The following is a 21,627-nucleotide window of genomic DNA, read 5'->3' as shown; positions in this document are numbered from 1 at the left end:
GTACTCGCGCGATTCGGCAACGCGGCCAGGCGGGATGCCAGGCGTCGTGGCCCCGCGAAGATCCGGAAGAGAGGCCCTGGCCGGCCCCGCCCGCGGCGGGCCGCTCGCTCCCCGCCTCCGCCCCGTTCCGGCCGGGGTGGGGCGACGGGATCCTGTATATAGTTGTTCAGGATGGTTTTTCTGATCTGTCGGAATCCCGGACGGGGACGGCCGTGAGCGCCAGGCATGACGGGGGTCCGGGGGGCGTGCGGGAGGAGCGGCTGCGGCTGCTCGCGGCCGAGAGCGGCGACCAGGGGGACGCCGCCGTCCTCACCACGGGGCTCCAGCGGGCGGCGGCCGAACGCGGCGGCCCCGGCGGCATGGCCCACCTCCGCGCGGGCGGCACGTCCCTCGTCCTCCACCTCGTCGCGAGCACCGGCCTGCCCCGGGCGTTCACCCGGGAGTGGGAGAACATCAAGGGCGACAGCTCCGCACCCCCCGGCGGCTCCACCCCCGGACCGGACTCCTCCGGCATGCCCCCGGGCACCGGGACGGCTACGGCGCCGCTGCCCGGGCCGGGGGAACCGGTCGGCTCGCTGTCCGTGCTCGTCCCGTCGCACCGGGAGCCCGGCCGCGCCGGGCGCGCGTTCCTCACCGAGGTGGCGCGGCTGACCGCCGAGCGGATCCGGCTCGCCTCGCCCATGCCCGGGAACCTCTCGCTGCCCCGCTGCTGGGGTACCCGCCACACCGCCGACGGCACGTACGTCCGGACCGAGCAGCGGATCCCCGCGGGAACGGAACGGCCGTGAACGCCGCGAACGCCGGACGGGGCGACGGCCCGTCGCGGCGGTCGGCGCACGGCCGGTCCGGGGCCGCCCGGCTGCAGGCGCTCATCGCCCAGGACCCGGACCGGGGCGACACCGAGGTGCTGCTGGCGGCCCTCCAGCAGACGACGGCCGAGCTGGGCGGGCTGGGCGGCATGGCCCACCTGCCGGTGCTGGGCATCCGCCGCAGCGCCCTGCGGCTGGTGGCCAGCACCGGACTGCCGGGGACCTTCACCCGCCTGTGGGACACGATCTCCGACGCCGGGAACTCGGCACCGGCCCGGGTGCACCGGGAGGGCGGGTGCCTCTGGCTGCCCACCGTCGAGGTACCCGAGCAGATGTCCGGCAAGCCGCCGGTGGGGCGCCGCCACGCCGGCGTACCGGCGGACGTCGGCATCGCGTCGGTGGCGCTGCCGGGCCGGGAGGAGCCGTTGGGCGTGCTGTCCGTGCTGACCCTCCGGACGGACGGCGAGCCGGAGGAGGAGCAGTGGGTGTTCCTCCAGGAGGCGGCCCGGTGGGCGGCCGGGCGGGTGCGGCTGACCACCCCCCGGCCCGAGGGACTCTCCCCGGACCTCCTCGGCGAGCCGGAGCCCGGGCCGGAGGCCGCCGCCGCGGAGGGCGGCGCGGAGCCGGAGGCCGGGGAGGCCGGCGCGCCGTGGACCTGGGACTGGGACCTGAGCACCGGCGACTTCGCCGTGAGCGAGCGGATGCTCGAAACCCTCGGCATCCGGCGGAAGGCGGTGGACTGGGTCGAGACCTGGGGCGACCTCATCCACCCCGACGACCAGCCCTCCGTGATCCACGGCGTCGAGGAGGTGCTCCGCAGCCCCGGCCCCTACGGCGCCGAGTACCGGGTGCGGCTCGCGGACGACTCCTACGTCTGGCTGCGCGCCCGCGGCCGGGTGACGGTGGACGACGCGGGCACGCCGGTCCGCATGCACGGCACCTTCCGCGACACCACCCAGGCGCACGCCGCGCTGGAGCCGGTGGGCCGGGCGCTGCGGCACATGACCGACGGCTTCCTGGCGGTGGGCGCGGACTGGCGGATCGAGTTCGTCAACGTGACCGCCGAGGCCCTGCTCGGCTCCCCGTCCGGTCTCGTCGGCGAGCTGCTGTGGGACGTCCCGGTGGTGCGCGAGGTACCGGAGCTGGAGGAGCGGTGCCGCCGGGCGGCGGCGGAGGAGCGGCCCGCCGGGTTCGACGTGCCGTGGCCGGGCACCGACCGCTGGTACCACCTGCGGCTGGTCCCCGTGCCGGACGGCGGCATCACCCTCTACATCACCGACATCACCGAGCGGCGGCTGCGCGAGGCCGCGGAGCGGGCGGCGGCCGAACGGGCGGAGCTGGTCGGCCGGCTGACCCGGCACCTGGCCGAGGCGGTCACCGTGCAGGACGTGGTGCACGCGGTCGTCGAGGGCGTGCTGCCCGCGTTCGGCGCCTCCGGGCTCGTCGTCTTCGAGCTGGAGAACGACCGGCTCGGCGTCGTCGGCATCTCCGGCTACACCCCCGAGTTCCGCGACCGCGTCCACGGGCAGTCCGTCGACGCCCGGACCCCGCTGGGCGAGTCGCTGCGCAGCCGCGCGCCGCTGTTCATCGAGTCGGCGGACGCCTACGCCGCCCGCTTCCCGGAGACGGCCGAACTGGCCGCCGCCGGCGGCAAACAGGCCTGGGCGTTCCTGCCGCTGACCATCTCGGGCCGCGACATCGGCGTCGCCGTCGTCTCCTTCGACCAGCCGCACCGCCTCGGGGGCGACGAGCGGACCCTGCTGACCGCGCTCAGCGGCCTGGTCGCCCAGGCGCTGGAGCGGGCGAGCCTCTACGACGAGGCCACGAACCGCGCCCGTGCCCTCCAACGGGCGCTGCTGCCGCGGGCGTTGCCCTCGCTCCCGGCCGTCGCCTCCGCCGCGCGCTACCTGCCCGCCGGGCTGGGCACCGAGGTGGGCGGCGACTGGTACGACGTGATCCCGCTCTCCGCCGACCGGGTGGCGCTGGTCATCGGGGACGTGATGGGCCACGGCATGTCCGAGGCGGCGACGATGGGCCGGCTGCGCACCGCCGTGCGCACCCTGTCCGATCTCGAACTGCCGCCCGAGGAAGTCCTCGCCCACCTCAACGACATCGTCAGCGAGCTGGGCGAGGACCGGTTCGCGACCTGCCTCTACGGGATCTACGACCCGGTCAGCGGCCAGTTCGAGTACGGCAGTGCCGGCCACCCGCCGCCCGCGACCGTCCACCCGGACGGCACCGTCACCTACCCCACGCTCGTCCCCAACCCCCCGCTGGGCGTGGCGGCCCCGCCGTTCGACACCGTCGAGACGCACCTGCCGGACGGCAGCCTGCTCGCCCTCTACACCGACGGCCTGGTCGAGTCCCCGCACCGCGACATCGACGTCGGCATGGACCACCTCGCCCGCATCCTGCGCACCGCCCGGAGCGACGACCTGGACGCGCTGTGCGACACGGTGACCGACACCCTGCTGCCCGCCGACCGCGGCACGGGCGACGACGCCGCCCTGCTCATCGCCCGCACCCACCGGCTGGCCGCCGAGTCCGTCGCCACCTGGCCGCTGCCCGAGGACCCCATCGCCGCCGGCCAGGCCCGCGACCACATCCGGGCCCAGCTCGCCGCCTGGCATCTGGAGGACCTGGAGATGACGACGGAACTTCTCGCCAGCGAGCTGGTCGGCAACGTCGTCCGCCATGCCAAGGGCCCCATCCGGCTCCGTCTGCTGCGCAGCCGCACCCTGATCTGCGAGGTCTCCGACGGCAGCCTCACCACCCCGCACATCCGCCACACCTCGACGGCGGACGAGGGCGGCCGGGGCCTCCAGCTCGTCGCCGCGATGTCCGAGCGCTGGGGGACCCGGTACACGCCGGAGGGCAAGTGCATCTGGACCGAGCAGCGGATCCCCGGCGACCCGGCGGCCTGACCGGGCGCGGTACGGGCACCCGCGGGCCCCGAACCGGGCGGCCGGTCCGGACCCCGCGGCGGCCCCGGACCCGGGAAACGGGCGGAAACGGGCACCGATACCCGATCGCCGGCTCTGCCCGTTCCGGCCCGGTCGCGGTAGAAAACGACAGGACACCGGGTGAGCGCCCGCGCAAGCCCGGACGAGGGAGGAGGTGGCGGCCATGACGACCGCGGGGGAACGCCGGCGGGCCATCGTGGACGCCGCCCGCCGCGCCGGCTCCGTGGAGGTGACCGCGCTGGCCGCCCGGCTCGGCGTGGCCCCCGAGACCGTCCGCCGCGACCTGCGGGCGCTGGAGGCCCACGGCCTGCTGCGCCGTACCCACGGCGGCGCCTACCCCGTGGAGTCCGCCGGCTTCGAGACGACGCTGACCTCCCGGGCCATCCAGCACGTCCCCGAGAAGCGCCGGATCGCCGCCGCGGCGGCCGGGCTGACCGGCGACGCCGAGACCGTCTTCGTGGACGAGGGCTACACCCCGCACCTCATCGCGCGGAACCTGCCGCGCGACCGGCCGCTGACCGTCGTGACCGCCTCCCTCACGGTGGCCGGTGCCCTCGCGGAGACCGGGACCGTCTCGGTCCTGCTGCTCGGCGGCCGGGTGCGCGGCGCGACCCTGGCGACCGTCGACCACTGGGCGACCCGGATGCTCGCCGGATTCGTCATCGACCTCGCCTTCCTGGGCGCCAACGGCATCTCCCGGCGGCACGGGCTGACCACCCCCGACCCGGCGGTCGCGGAGGTCAAGCGGCAGGCCGTCGCGGTGTCCCGGCGGGTCGTCCTGGCCGGTGTCCACACCAAGTTCGGCGCGGCCGGGTTCTGCCGCTTCGCGGAGATCCGCGACGTGGACGTGATCGTCACCGACACCGGCCTGCCCGCGGCCGAGGCCCACCGCTACGCGCTGCAGGGCCCCCAGGTCGTCCGCGCCTGACCCGCCCCGTCCGCCCGTCCGTCCGCCCCCCTGGAGCTTCCTGATGCGAGCCGCCCTCATCGAGGCCGTCGACACCGTCACCGTCACCACCGTCCCGGACCCGGCGCCCGGCCCCCGCGAGGTGGTCGTGGACGTGGCCGCCTGCGGGCTGTGCGGCACGGATCTGCACATCCTCAAGGGCGAGTTCGCGCCCAGCCTGCCGATCGTGCCGGGCCACGAGTTCGCCGGCGAGGTGGTCGGCGTCGGCCGGGACGTCACCGAGCTGGCCGTGGGGGACCGGGTCGCGGTCGATCCCTCGCTGTACTGCCACGAGTGCCGCTACTGCCGCACCGGGCACGCCAACCTCTGCGACCGCTGGGCCGCCATCGGCGTCTCGGTGGCCGGTGGCGCCGCCGAGTACGCCGTCGCCCCCGTCGCGAACTGCGTGCGGCTGCCCGACCACGTCGGCCTCCAGGACGCGGCCCTGATCGAGCCGCTGTCCTGCGCCGTCCGCGGCTATGACGTGCTGCGTTCCACGCTCGGCGCCCGCGTCCTCATCTACGGCTCGGGCACCATGGGCCTGATGATGCTGGAGCTGGCCAAACGGACCGGCGCCAGCGGCGTCGACATCGTGGACCTCAACCCGGACCGGCTGGCCACCGCCCGCGCCCTGGGCTGCTCCCGCGCCGCGGCGGGCGCCGACGCGTTCGACCGGCCGGAGGGCTGGGAGTTCGTCATCGACGCCACGGGCAACGCGGCGGCCATCCAGGACGGCCTGGGCCGGGTCGCGAAGGCCGGCACGTTCCTCCAGTTCGGGGTCGCGGACTACGCGGCGCGGGCGACCATCGAGCCGTATCTGATCTACCACCGGGAGATCACCATCACCGGCTCGATGGCCGTCCTGCACAGCTTCGAACGGGCGGCCGAGCTGTTCGCCACCGGCGTCCTGGACCCGGCGGTCTTCATCAGCGACCGCGTCCCGCTCGCGGACTACCCCACGGCCCTGGCCCGGTTCGCGGCCGGCCAGGGCCGGAAGATCGTCGTCGTGCCGTGAGGCGGGTCGCGGAAGCCGGGAGGGGCAGCCTTCCGGCCGTGGCCGAAGGCGGCGCCCAGCCTCTTGGGCGCCGGTCCACGGCCGTCCGGCGGTTGTGCGACGCGCTTCGGGCGGCCTCTGTGACGACGAGCCCCGGCCCGCCCCGTGCTCAGCCGACCTCGGGCGGGGTGCAGTCGATGTCGAGGAGCTCGATGGGCTCCCCGGCGTCGAGCGCCACGTACGCCGTGAACGCGCCCAGCTCCTGGCCCTCGCCGTAGCCCAGGAAGATCGTCGCCCAGCCGACGCCCGCCGACTGCGCGGTGGTGACCTCCCCGACCTCGATGTCCACCGGGGTGTTCCGCGCGCAGCCCAGCAGCAGGTCGTGGCCCTCCATCTCGGCGGCCCGCTGCTTCAGGTCGTCCGACACCAGGTTCTCCCGCTCCCAGGCGCGGGGGCCGGTGTTGCCGTAGAAGCCCTCCAGGAAGTGGTGGATCTCCTCCCCGCTGTACCGGCCGGTGGCGTTGGCGTTGGCGTGCGGAGACGGCGCCGCGGAGGCGGTGGCGACGGCGCCGAGGGCGAGCCCGAGCGCGGCCAGCCCGCCCGCGGCGGCGAGTACGGATCGCGAAGAAGTGCGAAGCATGACAAGTACCCCGTTTCTGGTTTTCTGCCCATGTGCTGGGCTCTGCACAGAAGGAGACCCGCGGGGCGCGGCGCCGGTTGTGGCCCGGTGACGCGCTGTTTCCATTCCATGACATTTGCTGCGGGAAGCCCCGTCCGTTTGCTGCGGGGCGGTCCGTCCGGTGGTGTAGTGGAGGAAAGCTCGGGGCTCGCGTCCGTCCGTCCACCGGAGGTGCGCATGGCGCCCCTTGTCGTCCTCGTCGCCGGTTTCCTGGCCGCCCGCCTGGCCGGCCTGCTCGGCTTCGAGGCGCTGGACGCCTGGCAGCCGTCCCTGCGCGTCGGCCTGGGCCTGATGTTCCTGTTCACCGCGACGGCCCACTACTACCCGCCGAAGCTCCGCGCCGAGCTGATCGGCATGGTCCCGCCCAGGCTGCCCCGCCCGGACCTGCTCGTGACGATCACCGGCGTCCTGGAGGCGGCCGGCGCGATCGGCCTCCTGATCCCCGCGACGGCCCGCGCGGCGGCGTTCTGCCTGATCCTGCTGCTGCTCGTGATGTTCCCCGCCAACGTCTCGGCGGCCCGCCGCAAGGTGGCCCAGGGCGACCCGATCGGCCCCCGCTCACTCCTGCAGGCCCTGTTCGTCATCGCCCTGACGCTGACCCTGGCATGAGCCCGGGCAGCACAAAGGCACCCGGCCAACGACCCGGCCGGGCGCCTTCGACGTGCACACTCGCGACCCGCCGCATCACCCGAGGGACGGCAGGCGGCGACAGGAGGCCATGGATCAGGCCTTCTTGGTCTCCCAGAAGATCTTGTCGATCTGGGCGATGTAGTCCAGCGCCCGCTGGCCCGTCGCCGGGTCGGTGGAGGCCTTGGCGGCGCTGAGGGCCTTGAGGGTGTCGTTCACGAGCGTGTGGAGCTCGGGGTACTTCTCGAAGTGCGGCGGCTTGAAGTAGTCGCTCCACAGCACGGAGACATGGTGCTTGGCCAGCTCCGCCCGCTCTTCCTTGATCGTCGTGGCGCGCGCGCGGAAGTGCGGGTCCTCGTTGGCCTGGTACTTCTCCTGGATGGCCTTGACGGATTCCGCCTCGACGCGGGCCTGGGCGGGGTCGTAGACGCCGCAGGGGAGGTCGCAGTGGGCGCTGACCTTCACCTTCGGGGCAAACAGGCGGGAGAGCATGAAAGCTGTCCTTCCTCGTGATCGTCTTCTCACGGGGGAGATTACTCCGTGCAGGTCGCCTTTTCTCGGCCGACCCGGGCCGGGTGGCCCGGCTTAGGTCAAAAGTCCAATGGTTGACTGGTGCGTAGGTCGCACCATGACCGCCGCGGACGACGGGATGGGTGGAGGAGAGCGATGAGGCTGGGGCTCGCCGAGGTCTACAACCCCTCGATGCTGCCGACCCTGCGGCCCGGGGATCAGCTCGTGCTGAGCTACGGGGCCCGCGTGCGGCCGGGGCACGTGGTCGTGCTGCGGCATCCGTTCCAGCACGACCTGCTGATCGTCAAACGGGTGGTCGAACGGCGGGCCGGCGGCTGGTGGGTCGTCGGGGACAACCCGGAGGTGACCAACGACAGCCGCGAGTTCGGCGTCGTGCCGGACGGGCTGGTGGTGGCGCGGGCCATGGTGCGGCTGCGGGCGCCGCAGGGGGCCGCTCAGGTGCTGAGCTGGCTGCCGTCCGCCGTCCGGCCGCTCACCGCGCGCTCGCGGCGCTTGCGGGCGCGGTAGGCGGCGACGTTCGCGCGCGTCGCACAGCGGTCCGAGCAGTAGCGCTTGGACCGATTCGTTGACGTGTCGATATAGGCGTTCCGGCACGGTGTGGCCTCGCAGATGCCGAGGCGGTCCACGCCCAGCTCCGTGAGCTGGAACGCCAGTCCCATGCAGGCGACGGCGGCGTAGCCGGCGGTCGCGCTGGAGGGGTGTTCCGCGAGGTGGAGGTGCCAGCGCGGGCGGCCGGCCTCGTCCAGGTAGTCGTGGCCGGAGATCTGCGGGCTGGCCGGGTATTCGAGCAGCAGCGCGTTCAGCAGGTCCACGGCCCGGACCTCGTCGCCCCCGGCGGCGGCGGTGAAGACCGCGCGCAGCCGGGCCCGCACGCCGCGCAGCCTCGTCACGTCGGCCTCGCCCGCCCGGCGCGCCGCGTGCCGGGCCTCGCCGAACAGGCCCCGCACGGCGTCGACCGAGGTGAGGGTGTCCGTGCCGCGCAGCGGCTCCTCGGTGTTGACCAGGCGGACCGCGAAGTCCGAGTAATAGGTCAGTTCCACTTGTGTTCCTTACCGGGACGGCCCTATAGTCCGCAGCGTACTAGTAATGGGCGCGAGGGCACAGCGCCTCTTACCGAAGCTGTGGCTTGAAGGGGAACGGGCATGGCCGACTGGCAGGCGTGGCAGGAGAGTTGGGACCGGCAGCAGGAGTGGTACCTGCCGGATCGCGAGGAGCGGTTCCGGGTCATGCTGGACACGGTCGAGGCGCTGGCCGGCGACAAGCCGCGGGTGCTGGACCTGGCGTGTGGCACGGGCAGCATCAGCGCCCGTCTGCTCCGGCGGTTCCCCGGCGCGGTCAGCACCGGCGTGGACCTCGACCCGGCGCTGCTGACGATCGTGCGCGGCTCGTTCGCGGGCGAGGAGCGGGTCTCGTTCGTGACGGCCGACCTGACGGACCCGGAGTGGACGGCGAAGCTGCCGTACGACACCTACGACGCGGTCCTCACGGCCACGGCGATGCACTGGCTGACCCCGGACCAGCTCCGCACGCTCTACGGGCGGCTCGCGGGCATCGTGCGGCCGGGCGGCGTGCTGATGAACGCCGACCACATGCCGGGCGACGGGACGCCCCGCATCCACGCCGCCGCCCGTGCCTACACCGAGGCGCGGCAGGCGCGCGAGAAGGCGGCGGGCGCGCAGGACTGGCAGGACTGGTGGCACGCGGTCGCCGCGGCCCCCGAGCTGGCCGAGCAGGCGCGGCGGCGGCAGGAGATCTTCGGCGACCACGGGGAGAGCGAGATGCCCTCGGCGGCGTGGCACATGGACACGCTGCGCGCGGCGGGCTTCGCGGAGGTCACCCTGGCCTGGTCGTCCTTGACCGACGCCGTGGTCCTGGCGCTGCGCTGACCCCAGCGGGGGGCTCGCCACCCGGGACGCCGGAGGGGGCGGGCACCGTACGGCGGCGGAAGGGGCGTGGTCCGGCGTCGGCCCGGGACGCGCGCGCGGCGCTGAGTGCGGGTGGGCCGGGCCAGGGCCCGGGGGCGTCCCGTCCCCCGGGGCCTGGTGGCGAGGGGCGGACGGTCAGACGCGGGCCACGCCTTCGGACCGGGCGGCCTTGGCCACCGCCGCCGCCACCGTGGGGGCGACGCGCTCGTCGAACGGGGACGGGATGACGCGGGACGGCGACAGCTCGTTCTCGACCACCGCCGCGAGGGCCTCGGCGGCGGCCAGCTTCATGCCCTCCGTGATCCGGGACGCCCGGACCGCCAGCGCGCCCGAGAAGATGCCGGGGAACGCCAGCACGTTGTTGATCTGGTTCGGGTAGTCGCTGCGCCCGGTCGCCACGACGGAGGCGTAGCGGGCGGCGACGACCGGGTGGATCTCCGGGTCCGGGTTGGCCATGGCGAAGATGAACGCCCCCGGCGCCATCTTGGCGACCGCCGGCTCCGGCACCGTTCCGCCGCTGACGCCGACGAAGACGTCCGCGCCGTCCAGGGCCGAGGCGAGCGAGCCGGTCAGCCCGGCCTTGTTGGTGAGGGCGGCCAACTCCCGCTTGACGTCCGTCAGATCCTCGCGGTCGCCGGAGACGATGCCCTTGCGGTCGCAGACCACGACGTCGCCGATGCCCGCGCCCAGCAGGATCTTGGCGATGGCGACACCGGCCGCGCCCGCGCCCGAGATCACCACCCGCAGCGAGTCCATCGCGCGGCCGGTCAGCCGGCAGGCGTTCCGCAGGGCGGCCAGGGTGACCACGGCGGTGCCGTGCTGGTCGTCGTGGAACACCGGGATGCTCACGCGCTCCTGGAGCTTGCGCTCGATCTCGAAGCAGCGCGGGGCCGAGATGTCCTCCAGGTTGATCCCGCCGAACGACGGCGCCATCCGCGCGATGGTCTCCACCAGCTCGTCGGGGTCGCGGCAGTCGAGCGCGACCGGGACCGCGTCCACGCCGCCGAAGTGCTTGAAGAGAACGGCCTTGCCCTCCATGACGGGCAGGGACGCCTCGGGACCGATGTCCCCGAGGCCCAGGACCGCGCTGCCGTCCGTGACGACGGCGACGACCTGCGACTTCCACGTGTAGTCGTGGACGAGCTCCGGCTGCTCCGCGATCGCGCTGCACACTCGGGCGACCCCGGGCGTGTACGCCAGGGAGAGGTCGTCCGCGTCACGCAGCGGCACCGTCATGCGGATGGCCATCTTTCCGCCCCGGTGCAGCGCGAACGCCGGATCGACCCCGGTATCCGGGAGATCATTTCGAGGATTGACGATCTCGGAAGTCATTGGAAGGAACCCCTTTACTGCATCACTGTTTTGGTGGCCGCTCCCCGGTCGGGAAACGGGCGGGCACCACGTCCGCGAGGGTGTGCAGCGGACGCCGGGCGCGTCGCACACGAGCCCAGGTCCCCGGGTGAGGGGTGTATCGGGTTGTTTTACCTGATCGATCAGCCACGTACGAGTTGATTCGGTATCGCGACGATGAACGCCCGCTTCCCGCGGTAGCGGAAAACGGGCAGCTTGTGGCCAGTGAGGTAATACCCGCACGGGATATCGGTTACTGGAGAGTCCGCCCGCGCGTGATGCATCTCTCACGCTCGGCGAGGAAACGCGCGCCGGCCGGGGAGTTGTTCACCCCCCGGTGACCGGTACCGGGTGTCCGTTATGCGATCTTGACGTTCCCGGGGTCTGAACGGGCGGCGACCGGTGGCAGGATGCCTCCATCGAAAAGGCACACAAAGCACAAGCGCGCGCGTGTTCCACCGCACACACCGTCGTGACACCCGGAGACGCGTGCCCGACCTCTCGGACCATCCGCCATCCCAGGAGGATCAGGCCATGACTCCCAGCCCCACCTGTCGCCCCCGTCGCTCCCCTCGCTCCCGCCGCCTCGCCGCGGCCGGGGCGCTCGCCGCCGCCGGCGCGCTGCTGCTGGGCGCGTGCGGCGACCAGACCGACGACGAGGGCGACGGTGGCACCGGAGGGCAGAACGCCTCCGAGGAGCCGGCCGGTGCGGACGCCCCGCTCTTCGACCTGCTGCCCGCGGACATCCAGGAGGCCGGCGAGATCAACGTCGGCTCCGACATCGCCTACGCCCCGATCGAGTTCATCGACGAGAACGACCGGATTACGGGCATTGATCCCGATATCGCCGCCGCGCTGGGCGAGGTGCTGGGCGTGGAGTTCACGTTCCAGAACGGCACGTTCGACGGCCTGATCCTCGGCATGAACAACGGCCGCCACGACATCATCATGTCCGCGATGACCGACACCAAGGAGCGCCAGGAGGGCGCCGGCGAGGACGCCCAGGGCGGCGCCGACTTCGTGAACTACTTCCAGGCGGGCTCGGCGATCCTGGTCCAGGCGGGCAACCCCGAGGGCATCGAGTCCCTGTCCGACCTGTGCGGCCTGACCGTCGCCGCACAGCAGGGCACCGCCAACGCCGACCTGGTGCTGGGTCAGCAGGAGGAGTGCGACGAGTCGCTGGAGCCCCTCATCAGCGAGGTGGACGCCGACTCGATCACCGCGCTCCAGACCGGCCGCGCCGCCGCCGTGGTCACCGACTACCCGGTCGCGCTCTACAACGAGCTGACCGCGGGCGGCGGCGACCTGTTCGAGGTCGTCGGCGAGCAGATCGACGCCGCGCCGTACGGCATCGCCGTCCCCAAGGACAACCCCGAGCTGCGCGACGCCCTCCAGGCCGCCGTCCAGGAGATCATCGACAACGGCACCTACGCGGAGGTCCTGGCGGAGTGGGGCGCCGAGGCCGGTGCCGTCGAAGAGGCGACCATCAACGCGGGCGAGTGACCCGTGCCCGACCTCACCAAGACACCAACGCCGCCCGCCCCCGGGGCGGAGCCCGGGGCCGAGGCCATCAGGGCCGTCCCGGTGCGTCACTACGGCCGCTGGTTCGGCGCTCTCGTCGTGATCGGGCTGCTGGCCCTGCTGGTCGTCGCGTTCGCCGGTGCCGAGATCGACTGGGGCGTGGTCGGGGAGTACCTCGACGACGGGACCATCGTCGACGGCGCCCGCAGCACGCTGTGGATCACGCTGCTGTCGATGCTGATCGGCGTCGGGCTCGGCGTGACGCTCGCCGTGATGCGGCTGTCGAAGAACCCGGTGCTGGCGGCCGTCGCCTGGGGCTACATCTGGTTCTTCCGGGGCACCCCGGTGCTCGTGCAGCTCGTCCTGTGGCTGAACCTGTCGTACGTCTTCGACACCCTCAACCTGGGCTTCTACAAGGACGAGATGAACGACGTCATGACGCCGTTCCTCGCCGCCCTCCTCGGTCTCGGCCTCAACGAGGCGGCCTACATGGCGGAGATCGCCCGCGCGGGCATCCTGTCGGTGGACCAGGGCCAGACCGAGGCCGCCCACGCGCTGGGCATGAGCAGGGCCAGGACCACGCGCCGGATCGTGCTGCCGCAGGCGATGCGGGTCATCATCCCGCCCACGGGCAACGAGTTCATCAACATGCTCAAGACGTCGTCGCTTGCGTACGTCATCTACTACGAGGAGCTGTTCCGGGCCGCCGACACCATCAGCTCCCGCAACCTCGCGGTGATGGAGCTGCTGATCGTCGCGACCGTCTGGTACCTGATCCTGACCACGGTCTTCAGCATTGGGCAGTTCTACCTGGAGCGTTACTACGCCAAGGGGTCGAGCCGCCGGCTGCCGCCGACGCCGTGGCAGCGGATCCGGGCCCAGCTCACGTCGTTCCGGCCGAAGAACAAGGTGGGAGGCGTCACCGTATGACCGGGCACCCCATGGTGAAGGCCGAGCGGGTCCACAAGTCCTTCGGTCTCGTCCCGGTGTTGCGGGGCATCGACCTGGAGGTGAAGGCCGGCGAGGTGTTCTGCGTCGTCGGCCCGTCCGGGTCCGGCAAGTCGACGTTCCTGCGCTGCGTCAACCACCTGGAGAAGATCAACGCGGGCCGCCTGTACGTCGACGGGGAGCTCGTCGGCTACCGGCAGAAGGGCAACAAGCTCTACGAGATGCGGGAGCGCGAAGTCGCCGCCCAGCGCCGGGACATCGGCATGGTCTTCCAGCGCTTCAACCTCTTCCCGCACATGACCGCCGCGCAGAACGTCATGGAAGCGCCCATGCAGGTCAAGGGCGTTCGCCGGGCGGAGGCGCGCGAGCGCGCCGAACAGCTGCTGGCCCGGGTCGGGCTGGCCGACCGCATGGAGAACTACCCGTCCCAGCTCTCCGGCGGCCAGCAGCAGCGCGTCGCCATCGCACGGGCGCTGGCGATGGACCCGAAGCTGATGCTGTTCGACGAGCCGACCTCGGCCCTCGACCCCGAGCTGGTCGGTGACGTCCTCGACGTGATGCGGGGGCTGGCCGAGGACGGGATGACCATGATCGTGGTCACGCACGAGATGGGCTTCGCGCGCGAGGTCGGCGACTCGCTGGTGTTCATGGACGAGGGCGTGGTCGTGGAGTCGGGCCGCCCGCGCGACGTGCTGAGCGACCCGCGCCACGAGCGCACACGGGCGTTCCTCTCCAAGGTGCTCTAGAGGGTGCTCCAGGGCGTCACGTCGTGTAGTCGGCGTTGACGCGGACGTATCCGGCGGACAGGTCGCAGCCGTAGACGGTGGCGGCGGCCTGTCCGAGGCCGAGGCCGATCACGATGTCCACCTCGTCCTGCCGCATGGCGGCGGCGAGGCCGGCCAGGGTGTCGGGGCCCGGCTCGTCCGGGTAGACCTCGACGGCGCCGAAGCGGACGGTCACGCGGCCGGGGACGATCGTCGTCTCGTCGGTGTTCTTCCCGATGGCCATCAGCACCCGGCCCCAGTTGGGGTCGGCGCCGTGCACGGCGGTCTTCACCAGCGGGGAGTTGACCACGCTCTTCGCCACGCGCCTGGCCTGCGCGGGGTCGGCGGCCCGCTCGACGGTGACCCGCAGCAGCTTGGTCGCGCCCTCGCCGTCGCTCGCGAGCTGCCGGGTGAGGTCCAGGCACAGGTCCGCCAGCACGGCGGCGAACGCGTCCGGATCGACCGGCCCCGCCGCGCCGTTGGCGATGACCGCCACCGTGTCGGAGGTGGAGGTGTCGGTGTCCACGCTCAGGCAGTTGAACGTGCGGTCCACGGCCGCGCGCAGCGCCGCGTCCAGGTCGGCCGGGGACAGGGCGGCGTCGGTGAAGAGGTAGGCCAGCATCGTGGCCATGTCGGGCTCCAGCATGCCGACGCCCTTGGCCACGCCGACGACGCGGGCCGGACCCACCGCGCGCCCGGCGGTCTTGGGGCGGGTGTCGGTGGTCATCATCGCGCGGGCCACGTCCAGCGGCCGGGCCCCGAAGGCCGCCGGGCCGCGCCCGGCCGCCTCGTCGAAGTGCGCGCGGAGGGCGTCCATCGGCAGCGGGCGGCCGATGACGCCGGTGGAGCCGATGAGCACCTCACCGGCCGGGATGCCGAGGAGCGCGGCGACCCGGCCGGTGATCTCGGCGGCGTTCTCCTCGCCCCGGCGGCCGGTGGCGACGTTGGCGTTCTGGGCGAGCGTGGTCACGGCCCGCAGCCGCTGCCCGGCGGCGTGCGCCCGGCTGAGCACCACGGCCGGTCCGGCGAAGAGGCTCCGGGTGAACATGGCGGCACTGACGGCCGGCCGGTCCGAGGCGACGATCGAGATGTCGTCACCGCTCCCGCGCAGCCCGCCGTGCCCGGTATGAGCGCGGAAACCGGCGGGCCAGGTCGTCGGATGGTTATGCGTCATGCCGCATATGTTTGCAGGGTGGGGCGCCGCCTGTACACCCCGGGCACGGAGTCAGGCCCGTCCCGTAGTGCCCGCGTGGCGGGGGCGGACCCAGGCCGCGTCGCCCGCCTCGACCCAGCCCCAGGAGCGGAGGGCCGCGTGGGCCGGGGCGTTGCCCGGCCCGGGCCGGGCGAGGACCAGATCCGCGCCGGCGCGCGACAGCAGCTCCCGCTGCATCCGCGTCGCCACGCCCTGCCCCCGCCGCCGGGGCACGACCATCAGCCCGGCGAGGAGGAACACCCGGCCTGTTCCCGCCAGTTCGGCCAGGCCGGGCGGAACCTCCGGGAGCTGGAAGCCGTAGGCACAGCCCACCGGCTTCGGATCGCCCGCCAGCACCAGGTCGAACCCCGGCCGGCCCAGGTCGTGATCCGCGAACGCGTGGACGAACTCCTCGCGTGGCAGCGGCCGTGGGCCGGGCGTGTCCTGGTGGGCCGCCACATACAGATCCGCGATCTGCTCCCGGTCCGTCTCGGCCTGCCACCTGCTCAGCCGCCGCAGGAAAACCGTGCTCATCGTCCCCCTCCCCGCGTGTGTCAATCGTCGCACCTCAGCGCCGCTTCTGGAATGGAGTGGTCCGTTGTGGCTAGCGTGTGGGCATGTTTGCTGCCTATGCCGCGCGATTCGACCGGGACGAGCCGCTGAACGGTCTCGAACTCGGTGACCGGCCCGCTCCCGAGGCCCGACCGAACTGGACGGTGGTCGACGTCAAGGCCGCTTCCCTCAACCACCACGACCTGTGGTCGCTGCGCGGCGTGGGGCTGGGCGAGGAGGCGCTGCCGATGATCCTCGGCTGCGACGCGGCGGGCGTGGACGCGGACGGCAACGAGGTCGTGCTGTATTCGGTCATCGGGGCGTCCGGGCACGGCGTCGGGCCGGCGGAGCGGCGGACGATCCTCACCGAGAAGTACCAGGGGACGTTCGCGGAGCGGGTCGCCGTCCCGGCGTGGAACGTGATCCCGAAGCCGAAGGAGCTGTCCTTCGAGGAGGCGGCCTGCCTGCCGACGGCGTGGCTGACGGCGTACCGGATGCTGTTCACCAACGCGGACGTGCGGCCCGGCGACAGCGTGCTCGTGCAGGGCGCGGGCGGCGGCGTCGCCACGGCGGCGATCGTGCTGGGCGCGGCGGCCGGGCTGCGGGTGTTCGTCACGAGCCGGGACGAGGCCAAGGGCAAGCGGGCCGTGGAGCTGGGCGCGGAGGCCGCGTTCGGGGCGGGCGAGCGGCTGCCGCACCGGATGGACGCGGTGATCGAGACGGTCGGCGCGGCGACGTGGTCCCACTCGGTCAAGTCCCTGCGCCCGGGCGGCACTCTGGTGATCTCCGGCGCCACCTCCGGCCAGGCGCCGCCGTCCGCCGAGCTGAACCGGATCTTCTTCCTGGAGCTGAAGGTCGTCGGCTCGACGATGGGCAGCAAGGAAGAGCTGACGTCCCTGCTGAACTTCTGCGCGGCAAAGGGCATCCGCCCCACCATCGACTCGGTCCTCCCCCTGGACCGGGCCCGCGAGGGCTTCGCCCGCATGGCCCGCGGCGACCTGTTCGGCAAGATCGTCCTGACCGTCTGACCCCCGCTGCCGCGCGCCGGTGACAGCCGGTGCGCGGGGTTGACGCCGGGGGAACCACGGGGCCGCACTCCGCGTGTGTCCTCGTATGACGGACAGTGGGGAGCGGCCCGCCGAGTTACCCGCCTATCCGGGGATGGGGGAGTTCGTCGGGGCGCTGGACAAGCTGGTCAGGCAGCCGCGGCGGCAGCGGCGGTGGTTGCCCGTGGTGCTGCTGCTCGGGGCCGGGGCCGCTGGATCTGTTCGACGAGATCGCGCGGCAGCTCGCCCGCACCACCCGTGCCTGTGACGGGGGAACGCTGCGGCTGCCGAGTCTCTGGCTGCTGACGACGGTGGCCGAGGCCGGCGAGGAGGTCAGGTCCGGCCAGTGGCGCGGGCTGCGCGACCACCTCTACGCCCGGTACCGGGAGCGGTCGGCGGTGGCCAGGGGGCTGTGGGCGCTGGGCGGCGAGGAGCCGGGCAGCGGGCTGCGCAACGACGCGGGGCCGCTCAACGCCGTGTGGAACTTCCTGGTGGGCTGGGCCTTCCAGACGCTGCCGCGCCGCCTGTTCGTGATGGGGGCCAAGCGGCGGCTGCGCTGGTTCACGCGGTGGGCGGAGAGCCAGCGCGGACCGATGCCGTTCTTCGAGCAGCTGTGCGAGCTGGTGCCCCGGGCGGCGGACGGTGAGCGGGCGGAGGACCTGGACCGGGTGCTGGTGCAGGCGCTGATGACCGACCTCGACCGGGAGGCCCGGGGCGGGTTCCCGAGGCCCTGGCGTCGGCGGCGGACCAACCGGTTCACCGTGCTGTTCGTGGAGACGGGCGACGAGGGCTCGCGGGTGCAGCGGTTCATCCGGGAGCTGCGGAACGAGGCGAAGGGGCGCGGCGCGACCTCGTTGCTGGTGGTGGCCGACGGGGTCGACGGCATCGCCCACTACATCCCGGACGAGGAGCAGGCCGGCTTCGGCGCGGCGGGGGAGTGGCTGCGGGACGGGCTCACGGACACCCGGCTGGTGGCGTCCGTGACCGGCCTGGTCGTGACGCGGCCGGTCGGGGACCGGCCCGACGACCCGCGCGCCGCCTACCAGCTCCGGCGGCACGCGCGGCTGAAGACCCGGCCGCACCGGATCGGGCCACGCGCCGAACTGGCGGCCGAGATCACGGCGGTGGCGGTGACCGCGGCGCTGGTCGCCGGCGCGTACGCGACGGACCGGCTGCCGCTGGTGGCGGACGACGACTGCCGGGGGCGGACGTTCCTCGGCTCGGACGGCACGTGCGTCGGCGTGCAGGACCTGACCGTGGTGGACGACGCCGCGATCCGCGAGGTGCTCGCGCGGATCGAGGCCGAGAACGCCCTGGTGAACGACGAGACCGCGGACTGGCCCGAGAACTGGCCGCGCCCGCGCACCGTCGTCTACATCGGGCCGCTCAGCGGCGGCGAGGGCCCCGACGACCCGGTGCGCGGCGGGGCGCTGGCCCAGCTCAGGGGGCTGGCGGTCGCGCAGCGGCACGGCAACGAGATCGCCCTCGACACCGGGGAGCGGGTGCCGCTGCGGGTCGTGGTGGCCGACGCCGGGGACCGGTACCGGGACGCCCCGCGGGTCGCCGAGCACATCGCGGAGCTGGCCGCGGACGACCCGTCGGTGATCGGCGTGGTCGGCATGGGGCAGAGCCGCGACACGGTCTTCGAGGGGCTGCGGGAGCTGGACCGGGCCGGGCTGCCGGTCATCGGCACGGCCGGCACGGCCGACGAACTGCTGCGGCACGGCGCGCACTACTACCAGAACGCGCCGACCAACAGCCGGGCGGCGGCGGCCATGGCGGCGTTCATGGAGCACGCCGAGCTGATCGAGCCGGGGACGCCGGCCGAACGGGCGCTGCTGGTGGCGGACGCCCGGGACGCGTACAGCGGCGGCCTGGCGGACTCCTTCCTGGACTCCTACGGCGCCGGGCGGACCACGACGCTGCTCTACAGCCGCGACGACGAGGTGCCCGAGGACGAGGAGACACCGCTGCCGGGGGAGACCGTGGCCAGCCTGCGCGACCTCGCCCGGCGGGTGTGCGACGCGGTCCGCGAGGAGCCGCGCACGGCCGTGGCGTGGGCGGCGCGCGGCAGCGACATCGAGCCGTTCCTGCGCAGCCTGCGGGAGCTGTCCGGGGACTGCCCGCGCCTGACGCTCGTCGGGGGCGACGAGGTCACCAACATGCGGATCTCCGATGCCGATCCCTGGGAGGTCTTCCCCGGGCTGAGCCTGTACTACGTGATGGACGGGGGCGGGCCGGTGCTGGAGGAGAGCCCGGAGGGCCAGGCGTTCGCCGACGCCTACCGGGCCGCCTACGGGGGCGAGGACGAACGGGAACTGACCCGGGCGCTGCGGCTCGACCCGCGCCCGGCCCTGGCCTGGGACGCGCTGCGGTACCTGTCGACGGCGGTGGACGAGACGTGGGAGGCGACCGGCCGCGCCAATGACCGGCTGGCACGGGAGCTGGTCCAGGTGACGCTCTATCAGGGTTTGGGCCCCGACGGCTTCGACGGCGCCACCGGCCGCCTCGACCCGGCGGGTGCCCGGGGCGGCGGGCGCGTGACCGAGGACAAGCTGGTCCTGATCGTGCACGACACCCCGGACGCGGACTCCCACGCGGAACTGATCTGCGGCGCCGTCACCGCCCGCGACATCAGGACGACCTGGGGAGACGGCCACCCCTGCCCGCCGCCGACGCCGGGCGGCGGCTGAACGGCGGCGCCGGGACGCGGGGTGCCGGGACGCGCGCTGCCCCTGGGCAGCGGGAGCGGGCGGGCTCAGCCGCCGGGGGCCCGCAGCAGGGCGACGAGGTGGGCGGCGGTGGCGGACAGGTGGCGGCGGGCCTCCCGCAGGGAGTCCTGTGTGACGCCGTGGTCCCGGGCCGCGTCCCGGACGTCGTCGCGGAGCTTGTCGAGCAGACGCTCCAGCTCGCGGGCCGGGTCGTCCACCGGCTCGGCGGGCTCCGCGCCCCAGCCCGGCGGGTGGGGGTGCTCCACGAACCGGGCCCAGCCGCCGATCTCGTGGCTCAGGCCGTCCAGGCTCTCGCGCACCGCGCCCGGCCAGTCGCCGCTGGCCGCCCGGGACTGCACCCGGTCGTGGATGCGGCGGGCCGCCTCCTCGAAGTGGTGCCGCGTCGCGTCGCTCGCCTCCCGGCGGGCGCGTGCCCTGCCCCCGGCCCCGGCCGCCGCGGCGCGGGTGGCGGCGGTGGCCTGCCGTATCTCCTGGCGCAGATCGCGGGCCGAACCGCTGACGTCCTCCCGGATGTCGGCGGCGAGCGCGGCGAGCGAATCGCGGATCTCCCGCTCCAGCTCGGTCAGCTCCTCGCCGCGCGTCAGCAGCTCGCGCTGGCCCTCGGGCGTCAGCGAGTACACCTTCCGGCCGCCCTCCTCGGTGCTGGTGACCAGGCCCTCGGCGGCCAGCTTCGCCAGCCGCGGGTAGACCGTGCCGGCGGAGGGCGCGTACAGCCCCTGGAAGCGCTCCTCCAGCAGCCGGATCACCTCGTACCCGTGCCGGGGCGCCTCGCCGAGCAGCTTCAGCAGATACAGGCGGAGACGGCCGTGGCCGAAGACGGGAGCCATGTCAGATCTCCTTGTGCGAGGAGGTGGCGGCCGGGTCCGCGTCGGCGGGCGGGCGGCGCAGCAGCGCGATCGGGCCGGAGACGGTCGAGCAGCGGACCATGCCCGCGCCGGAGCCGAGCGTGCCCCCTGCCTGCCGGGCGCCCCAGCCGCCGGTGACGGGCAGGGCGGGGAAGGCGGAGGACACCGCCCCGGCGGCGGTGGTCGCGGAGACGCGGGCGTCGAAGGGCTCGGGGAGGCGGAGCGCCAGCTCGCCGGAGACCGTGCTGAGCCGGATGTCGGGCGGGAGGCTGGAGGGGGCCAGGTCGACCAGCATGTCGCCGCTGACCGACTCACCGCTGAGCACGTGGCCCTGGGCGTCCACCACCGTCAGGTCCCCCGAGACGGAGGCGAACCGCAGCGCGCCGCCGAGCGCCTGGGCGTCGACGTCGCCGGAGACGGTCTCGGCGCGGACCGGGCCGCCGAGGCCGACCAGGGTGGTGTGCCCGCTGACGCCCCTGACCTCCGTGGGCCCCGCGATCCCGCTGACGACGGCCGAGGCGCCCACGACGCCGACCGTGAGCCGGGTGGTGGCGGGCACCGAGACCGACACGACGGCGGAGCGGCGTCGGCCCTTGCGGTCCAGCCAGGTGAGGAAGCCCTGCCAGGGCAGGTCGTCATAGGCGACGGTCAGCCGCCCGCCCTCGGCCCGCACGACCAGCGGCGGCCCCGTGACCTCGGCGATCTCGACGCGGGCGACGGGATCGTCCGTCCCCACCACGTTCACCGTGCCGCCCGCGACGCGGACGCTCAGCTCCTCGACGCGACGGTCGTCGAAGGTGAGCGTCCGGGGCTCGCCGACGGACCACTCGGACTTCTCCGCCATGGAAACCTCCCCTGGAGAGCGGCACACGAAGATATATCGCGTCTCTGGGAACACGATATATCGCGTGCGTCGCGTCGGCAAGGGCGGCCGTCCCGATTCCCCCGCGCGGGGTACCGCGCCGCGGCACCACGCGGGTGTCAGGCGTCCTCGTCGTCCTCGTCGTCCAGGCGGGCCAGCCAGGTGGCGAGGCGCTCGATCGGGATCTCGAAATCGGGGTTGAGGTCGACGAACAGGCGCAGCTGGTCGGCCAGCCACTCCAGCGTCACTTCCTCCTCCCCCCGCCGCTGGGCGAGTTCCTCGATGCCGCGGTCGGTGAAGTACACGAGATGCTCCTGTGGGACGGAACGGTGGGCACGGGG

General features: G+C 73.7%; 22 protein-coding genes. 13 read left to right on the top strand and 9 right to left on the bottom strand.

The window, feature by feature from the left end:
• The first annotated feature begins 212 nt into the window (after positions 1–212).
• The 4 genes from ACSNOC_RS00275 (at position 213) to ACSNOC_RS00260 (ending at position 5,733) form a co-directional block, all read left to right on the top strand.
• A complete protein-coding gene (locus ACSNOC_RS00275; protein ID WP_436745118.1) occupies positions 213–788 on the top strand; it encodes a hypothetical protein in 576 nt (191 codons plus the stop codon).
• Positions 785–3,733 (top strand): SpoIIE family protein phosphatase, encoded by a 2,949-nt coding sequence (locus ACSNOC_RS00270; protein ID WP_436745117.1) that lies wholly within the window; start codon positions 785–787, stop codon positions 3,731–3,733. The genes ACSNOC_RS00275 and ACSNOC_RS00270 overlap by 4 nt, the downstream gene beginning before the upstream one ends.
• Before the next feature lie 202 nt (positions 3,734–3,935).
• A complete protein-coding gene (locus tag ACSNOC_RS00265) occupies positions 3,936–4,700 on the top strand; it encodes a DeoR/GlpR family DNA-binding transcription regulator (RefSeq protein WP_436745116.1) in 765 nt (254 codons plus the stop codon).
• Between the two features lie 43 nt (positions 4,701–4,743).
• Positions 4,744–5,733, top strand: coding sequence for a zinc-dependent alcohol dehydrogenase family protein (locus tag ACSNOC_RS00260; protein WP_436745115.1), 990 nt, complete (start codon positions 4,744–4,746; stop codon positions 5,731–5,733).
• 148 nt (positions 5,734–5,881) lie between these two features.
• Here the strand turns inward: ACSNOC_RS00260 and ACSNOC_RS00255 are convergent, their stop codons facing one another.
• Positions 5,882–6,352 carry a hypothetical protein gene (locus tag ACSNOC_RS00255; protein WP_436745114.1) on the bottom strand — a complete coding sequence of 157 codons (471 nt, stop codon included), beginning with the start codon at positions 6,350–6,352 and terminating at the stop codon, positions 5,882–5,884.
• 216 nt (positions 6,353–6,568) lie between these two features.
• Here ACSNOC_RS00255 and ACSNOC_RS00250 point away from each other — a divergent pair, with 216 nt between their 5' ends.
• Complete coding sequence (locus tag ACSNOC_RS00250) at positions 6,569–7,000, top strand: DoxX family protein (protein ID WP_436745113.1); 432 nt, start codon at positions 6,569–6,571, stop codon at positions 6,998–7,000.
• Between the two features lie 114 nt (positions 7,001–7,114).
• On the opposite strand, the gene sodN is transcribed toward ACSNOC_RS00250, so the two are convergent.
• A complete protein-coding gene (gene sodN, locus ACSNOC_RS00245) occupies positions 7,115–7,510 on the bottom strand; it encodes a superoxide dismutase, Ni (protein WP_436745112.1) in 396 nt (131 codons plus the stop codon).
• 174 nt (positions 7,511–7,684) lie between these two features.
• Between sodN and sodX the strand changes: the two genes are divergently transcribed.
• Positions 7,685–8,056, top strand: coding sequence for a nickel-type superoxide dismutase maturation protease (gene sodX / locus ACSNOC_RS00240; RefSeq protein WP_436745111.1), 372 nt, complete (start codon positions 7,685–7,687; stop codon positions 8,054–8,056).
• Here sodX and ACSNOC_RS00235 read toward each other — a convergent pair.
• Positions 7,984–8,589: a CGNR zinc finger domain-containing protein gene (locus ACSNOC_RS00235; protein ID WP_436745110.1), complete on the bottom strand. Its 606-nt coding sequence runs from the start codon at positions 8,587–8,589 to the stop codon at positions 7,984–7,986. The genes sodX and ACSNOC_RS00235 overlap by 73 nt on opposite strands.
• A 102-nt stretch (positions 8,590–8,691) precedes the next feature.
• Between ACSNOC_RS00235 and ACSNOC_RS00230 the strand changes: the two genes are divergently transcribed.
• Complete coding sequence (locus tag ACSNOC_RS00230; RefSeq protein WP_436745109.1) at positions 8,692–9,435, top strand: class I SAM-dependent methyltransferase; 744 nt, start codon at positions 8,692–8,694, stop codon at positions 9,433–9,435.
• A 174-nt stretch (positions 9,436–9,609) separates the two neighbouring features.
• On the opposite strand, the gene ACSNOC_RS00225 is transcribed toward ACSNOC_RS00230, so the two are convergent.
• Positions 9,610–10,806, bottom strand: coding sequence for an NAD(P)-dependent malic enzyme (locus tag ACSNOC_RS00225; RefSeq protein WP_436745108.1), 1,197 nt, complete (start codon positions 10,804–10,806; stop codon positions 9,610–9,612).
• Between the two features lie 552 nt (positions 10,807–11,358).
• Between ACSNOC_RS00225 and ACSNOC_RS00220 the strand changes: the two genes are divergently transcribed.
• The 3 genes from ACSNOC_RS00220 to ACSNOC_RS00210 are packed head-to-tail and all read left to right on the top strand — an operon-like array spanning position 11,359 to position 14,039.
• Positions 11,359–12,327, top strand: a complete 969-nt coding sequence (locus ACSNOC_RS00220) for an ABC transporter substrate-binding protein (protein ID WP_436745107.1) — start codon at positions 11,359–11,361, stop codon at positions 12,325–12,327.
• Between the two features lie 3 nt (positions 12,328–12,330).
• On the top strand, positions 12,331–13,275 hold the full coding sequence (locus ACSNOC_RS00215) for an amino acid ABC transporter permease (protein ID WP_436745106.1): 945 nt from the start codon (positions 12,331–12,333) through the stop codon (positions 13,273–13,275).
• Between the two features lie 11 nt (positions 13,276–13,286).
• A complete protein-coding gene (locus ACSNOC_RS00210) occupies positions 13,287–14,039 on the top strand; it encodes an amino acid ABC transporter ATP-binding protein (protein WP_436745182.1) in 753 nt (250 codons plus the stop codon).
• A 16-nt stretch (positions 14,040–14,055) separates the two neighbouring features.
• Here ACSNOC_RS00210 and argJ read toward each other — a convergent pair whose 3' ends face one another.
• Both argJ and ACSNOC_RS00200 read right to left on the bottom strand, forming a co-directional pair.
• Positions 14,056–15,231, bottom strand: coding sequence for a bifunctional glutamate N-acetyltransferase/amino-acid acetyltransferase ArgJ (argJ, locus tag ACSNOC_RS00205; protein ID WP_436745105.1), 1,176 nt, complete (start codon positions 15,229–15,231; stop codon positions 14,056–14,058).
• 51 nt (positions 15,232–15,282) lie between these two features.
• Positions 15,283–15,783 carry an N-acetyltransferase family protein gene (locus tag ACSNOC_RS00200; protein ID WP_436745104.1) on the bottom strand — a complete coding sequence of 167 codons (501 nt, stop codon included), beginning with the start codon at positions 15,781–15,783 and terminating at the stop codon, positions 15,283–15,285.
• 83 nt (positions 15,784–15,866) lie between these two features.
• Between ACSNOC_RS00200 and ACSNOC_RS00195 the strand changes: the two genes are divergently transcribed.
• From ACSNOC_RS00195 to ACSNOC_RS00185, 3 genes are all read left to right on the top strand, one after another.
• The gene (locus tag ACSNOC_RS00195; protein ID WP_436745103.1) at positions 15,867–16,829 is read left to right on the top strand and encodes a zinc-binding dehydrogenase; all 963 of its coding nucleotides are present in this window, start codon (positions 15,867–15,869) and stop codon (positions 16,827–16,829) included.
• A gap of 85 nt (positions 16,830–16,914) precedes the next feature.
• Positions 16,915–17,115, top strand: a complete 201-nt coding sequence (locus ACSNOC_RS00190; protein ID WP_436745102.1) for a hypothetical protein — start codon at positions 16,915–16,917, stop codon at positions 17,113–17,115.
• 43 nt (positions 17,116–17,158) lie between these two features.
• Positions 17,159–19,540 (top strand): ABC transporter substrate-binding protein, encoded by a 2,382-nt coding sequence (locus ACSNOC_RS00185; RefSeq protein ID WP_436745101.1) that lies wholly within the window; start codon positions 17,159–17,161, stop codon positions 19,538–19,540.
• 65 nt (positions 19,541–19,605) lie between these two features.
• On the opposite strand, the gene ACSNOC_RS00180 is transcribed toward ACSNOC_RS00185, so the two are convergent.
• The 3 genes from ACSNOC_RS00180 to ACSNOC_RS00170 all read right to left on the bottom strand — a co-directional run bounded on the left by ACSNOC_RS00180 (position 19,606) and on the right by ACSNOC_RS00170 (position 21,591).
• The gene (locus ACSNOC_RS00180) at positions 19,606–20,406 is read right to left on the bottom strand and encodes a PadR family transcriptional regulator (RefSeq protein ID WP_436745100.1); all 801 of its coding nucleotides are present in this window, start codon (positions 20,404–20,406) and stop codon (positions 19,606–19,608) included.
• Position 20,407: 1 nt separating this feature from the next.
• Complete coding sequence (locus ACSNOC_RS00175; RefSeq protein ID WP_436745099.1) at positions 20,408–21,268, bottom strand: DUF4097 family beta strand repeat-containing protein; 861 nt, start codon at positions 21,266–21,268, stop codon at positions 20,408–20,410.
• Positions 21,269–21,405: 137 nt separating this feature from the next.
• Positions 21,406–21,591 carry a DUF6104 family protein gene (locus ACSNOC_RS00170; RefSeq protein WP_436745098.1) on the bottom strand — a complete coding sequence of 62 codons (186 nt, stop codon included), beginning with the start codon at positions 21,589–21,591 and terminating at the stop codon, positions 21,406–21,408.
• Between the last annotated feature and the right edge of the window lie 36 nt (positions 21,592–21,627).

This window comes from Streptomyces sp. URMC 129 (assembly GCF_051386415.1).
Taxonomy (GTDB): Bacteria; Actinomycetota; Actinomycetes; order Streptomycetales; family Streptomycetaceae; genus Streptomyces.
Note: the sequence above shows the minus strand (reverse complement) of the source record. Positions and strands in the feature narration are given on the sequence as shown.

Excerpts from the sequence above, each read along its gene's own strand:
- ACSNOC_RS00265 (WP_436745116.1), top strand. The coding sequence starts at position 3,936 with ATGACGACCGCGGGGGAACGCCGGCGGGCCATCGTGGACGCCGCCCGC.
- ACSNOC_RS00260 (WP_436745115.1), top strand. The coding sequence starts at position 4,744 with ATGCGAGCCGCCCTCATCGAGGCCGTCGACACCGTCACCGTCACCACC.
- ACSNOC_RS00255 (WP_436745114.1), bottom strand. The coding sequence starts at position 6,352 with ATGCTTCGCACTTCTTCGCGATCCGTACTCGCCGCCGCGGGCGGGCTG.
- ACSNOC_RS00250 (WP_436745113.1), top strand. The coding sequence starts at position 6,569 with ATGGCGCCCCTTGTCGTCCTCGTCGCCGGTTTCCTGGCCGCCCGCCTG.
- sodN (WP_436745112.1), bottom strand. The coding sequence starts at position 7,510 with ATGCTCTCCCGCCTGTTTGCCCCGAAGGTGAAGGTCAGCGCCCACTGC.
- sodX (WP_436745111.1), top strand. The coding sequence starts at position 7,685 with ATGAGGCTGGGGCTCGCCGAGGTCTACAACCCCTCGATGCTGCCGACC.
- ACSNOC_RS00230 (WP_436745109.1), top strand. The coding sequence starts at position 8,692 with ATGGCCGACTGGCAGGCGTGGCAGGAGAGTTGGGACCGGCAGCAGGAG.
- ACSNOC_RS00225 (WP_436745108.1), bottom strand. The coding sequence starts at position 10,806 with ATGACTTCCGAGATCGTCAATCCTCGAAATGATCTCCCGGATACCGGG.
- ACSNOC_RS00220 (WP_436745107.1), top strand. The coding sequence starts at position 11,359 with ATGACTCCCAGCCCCACCTGTCGCCCCCGTCGCTCCCCTCGCTCCCGC.
- ACSNOC_RS00210 (WP_436745182.1), top strand. The coding sequence starts at position 13,287 with ATGGTGAAGGCCGAGCGGGTCCACAAGTCCTTCGGTCTCGTCCCGGTG.
- argJ (WP_436745105.1), bottom strand. The coding sequence starts at position 15,231 with ATGACGCATAACCATCCGACGACCTGGCCCGCCGGTTTCCGCGCTCAT.
- ACSNOC_RS00200 (WP_436745104.1), bottom strand. The coding sequence starts at position 15,783 with ATGAGCACGGTTTTCCTGCGGCGGCTGAGCAGGTGGCAGGCCGAGACG.
- ACSNOC_RS00195 (WP_436745103.1), top strand. The coding sequence starts at position 15,867 with ATGTTTGCTGCCTATGCCGCGCGATTCGACCGGGACGAGCCGCTGAAC.
- ACSNOC_RS00190 (WP_436745102.1), top strand. The coding sequence starts at position 16,915 with ATGACGGACAGTGGGGAGCGGCCCGCCGAGTTACCCGCCTATCCGGGG.
- ACSNOC_RS00180 (WP_436745100.1), bottom strand. The coding sequence starts at position 20,406 with ATGGCTCCCGTCTTCGGCCACGGCCGTCTCCGCCTGTATCTGCTGAAG.
- ACSNOC_RS00175 (WP_436745099.1), bottom strand. The coding sequence starts at position 21,268 with ATGGCGGAGAAGTCCGAGTGGTCCGTCGGCGAGCCCCGGACGCTCACC.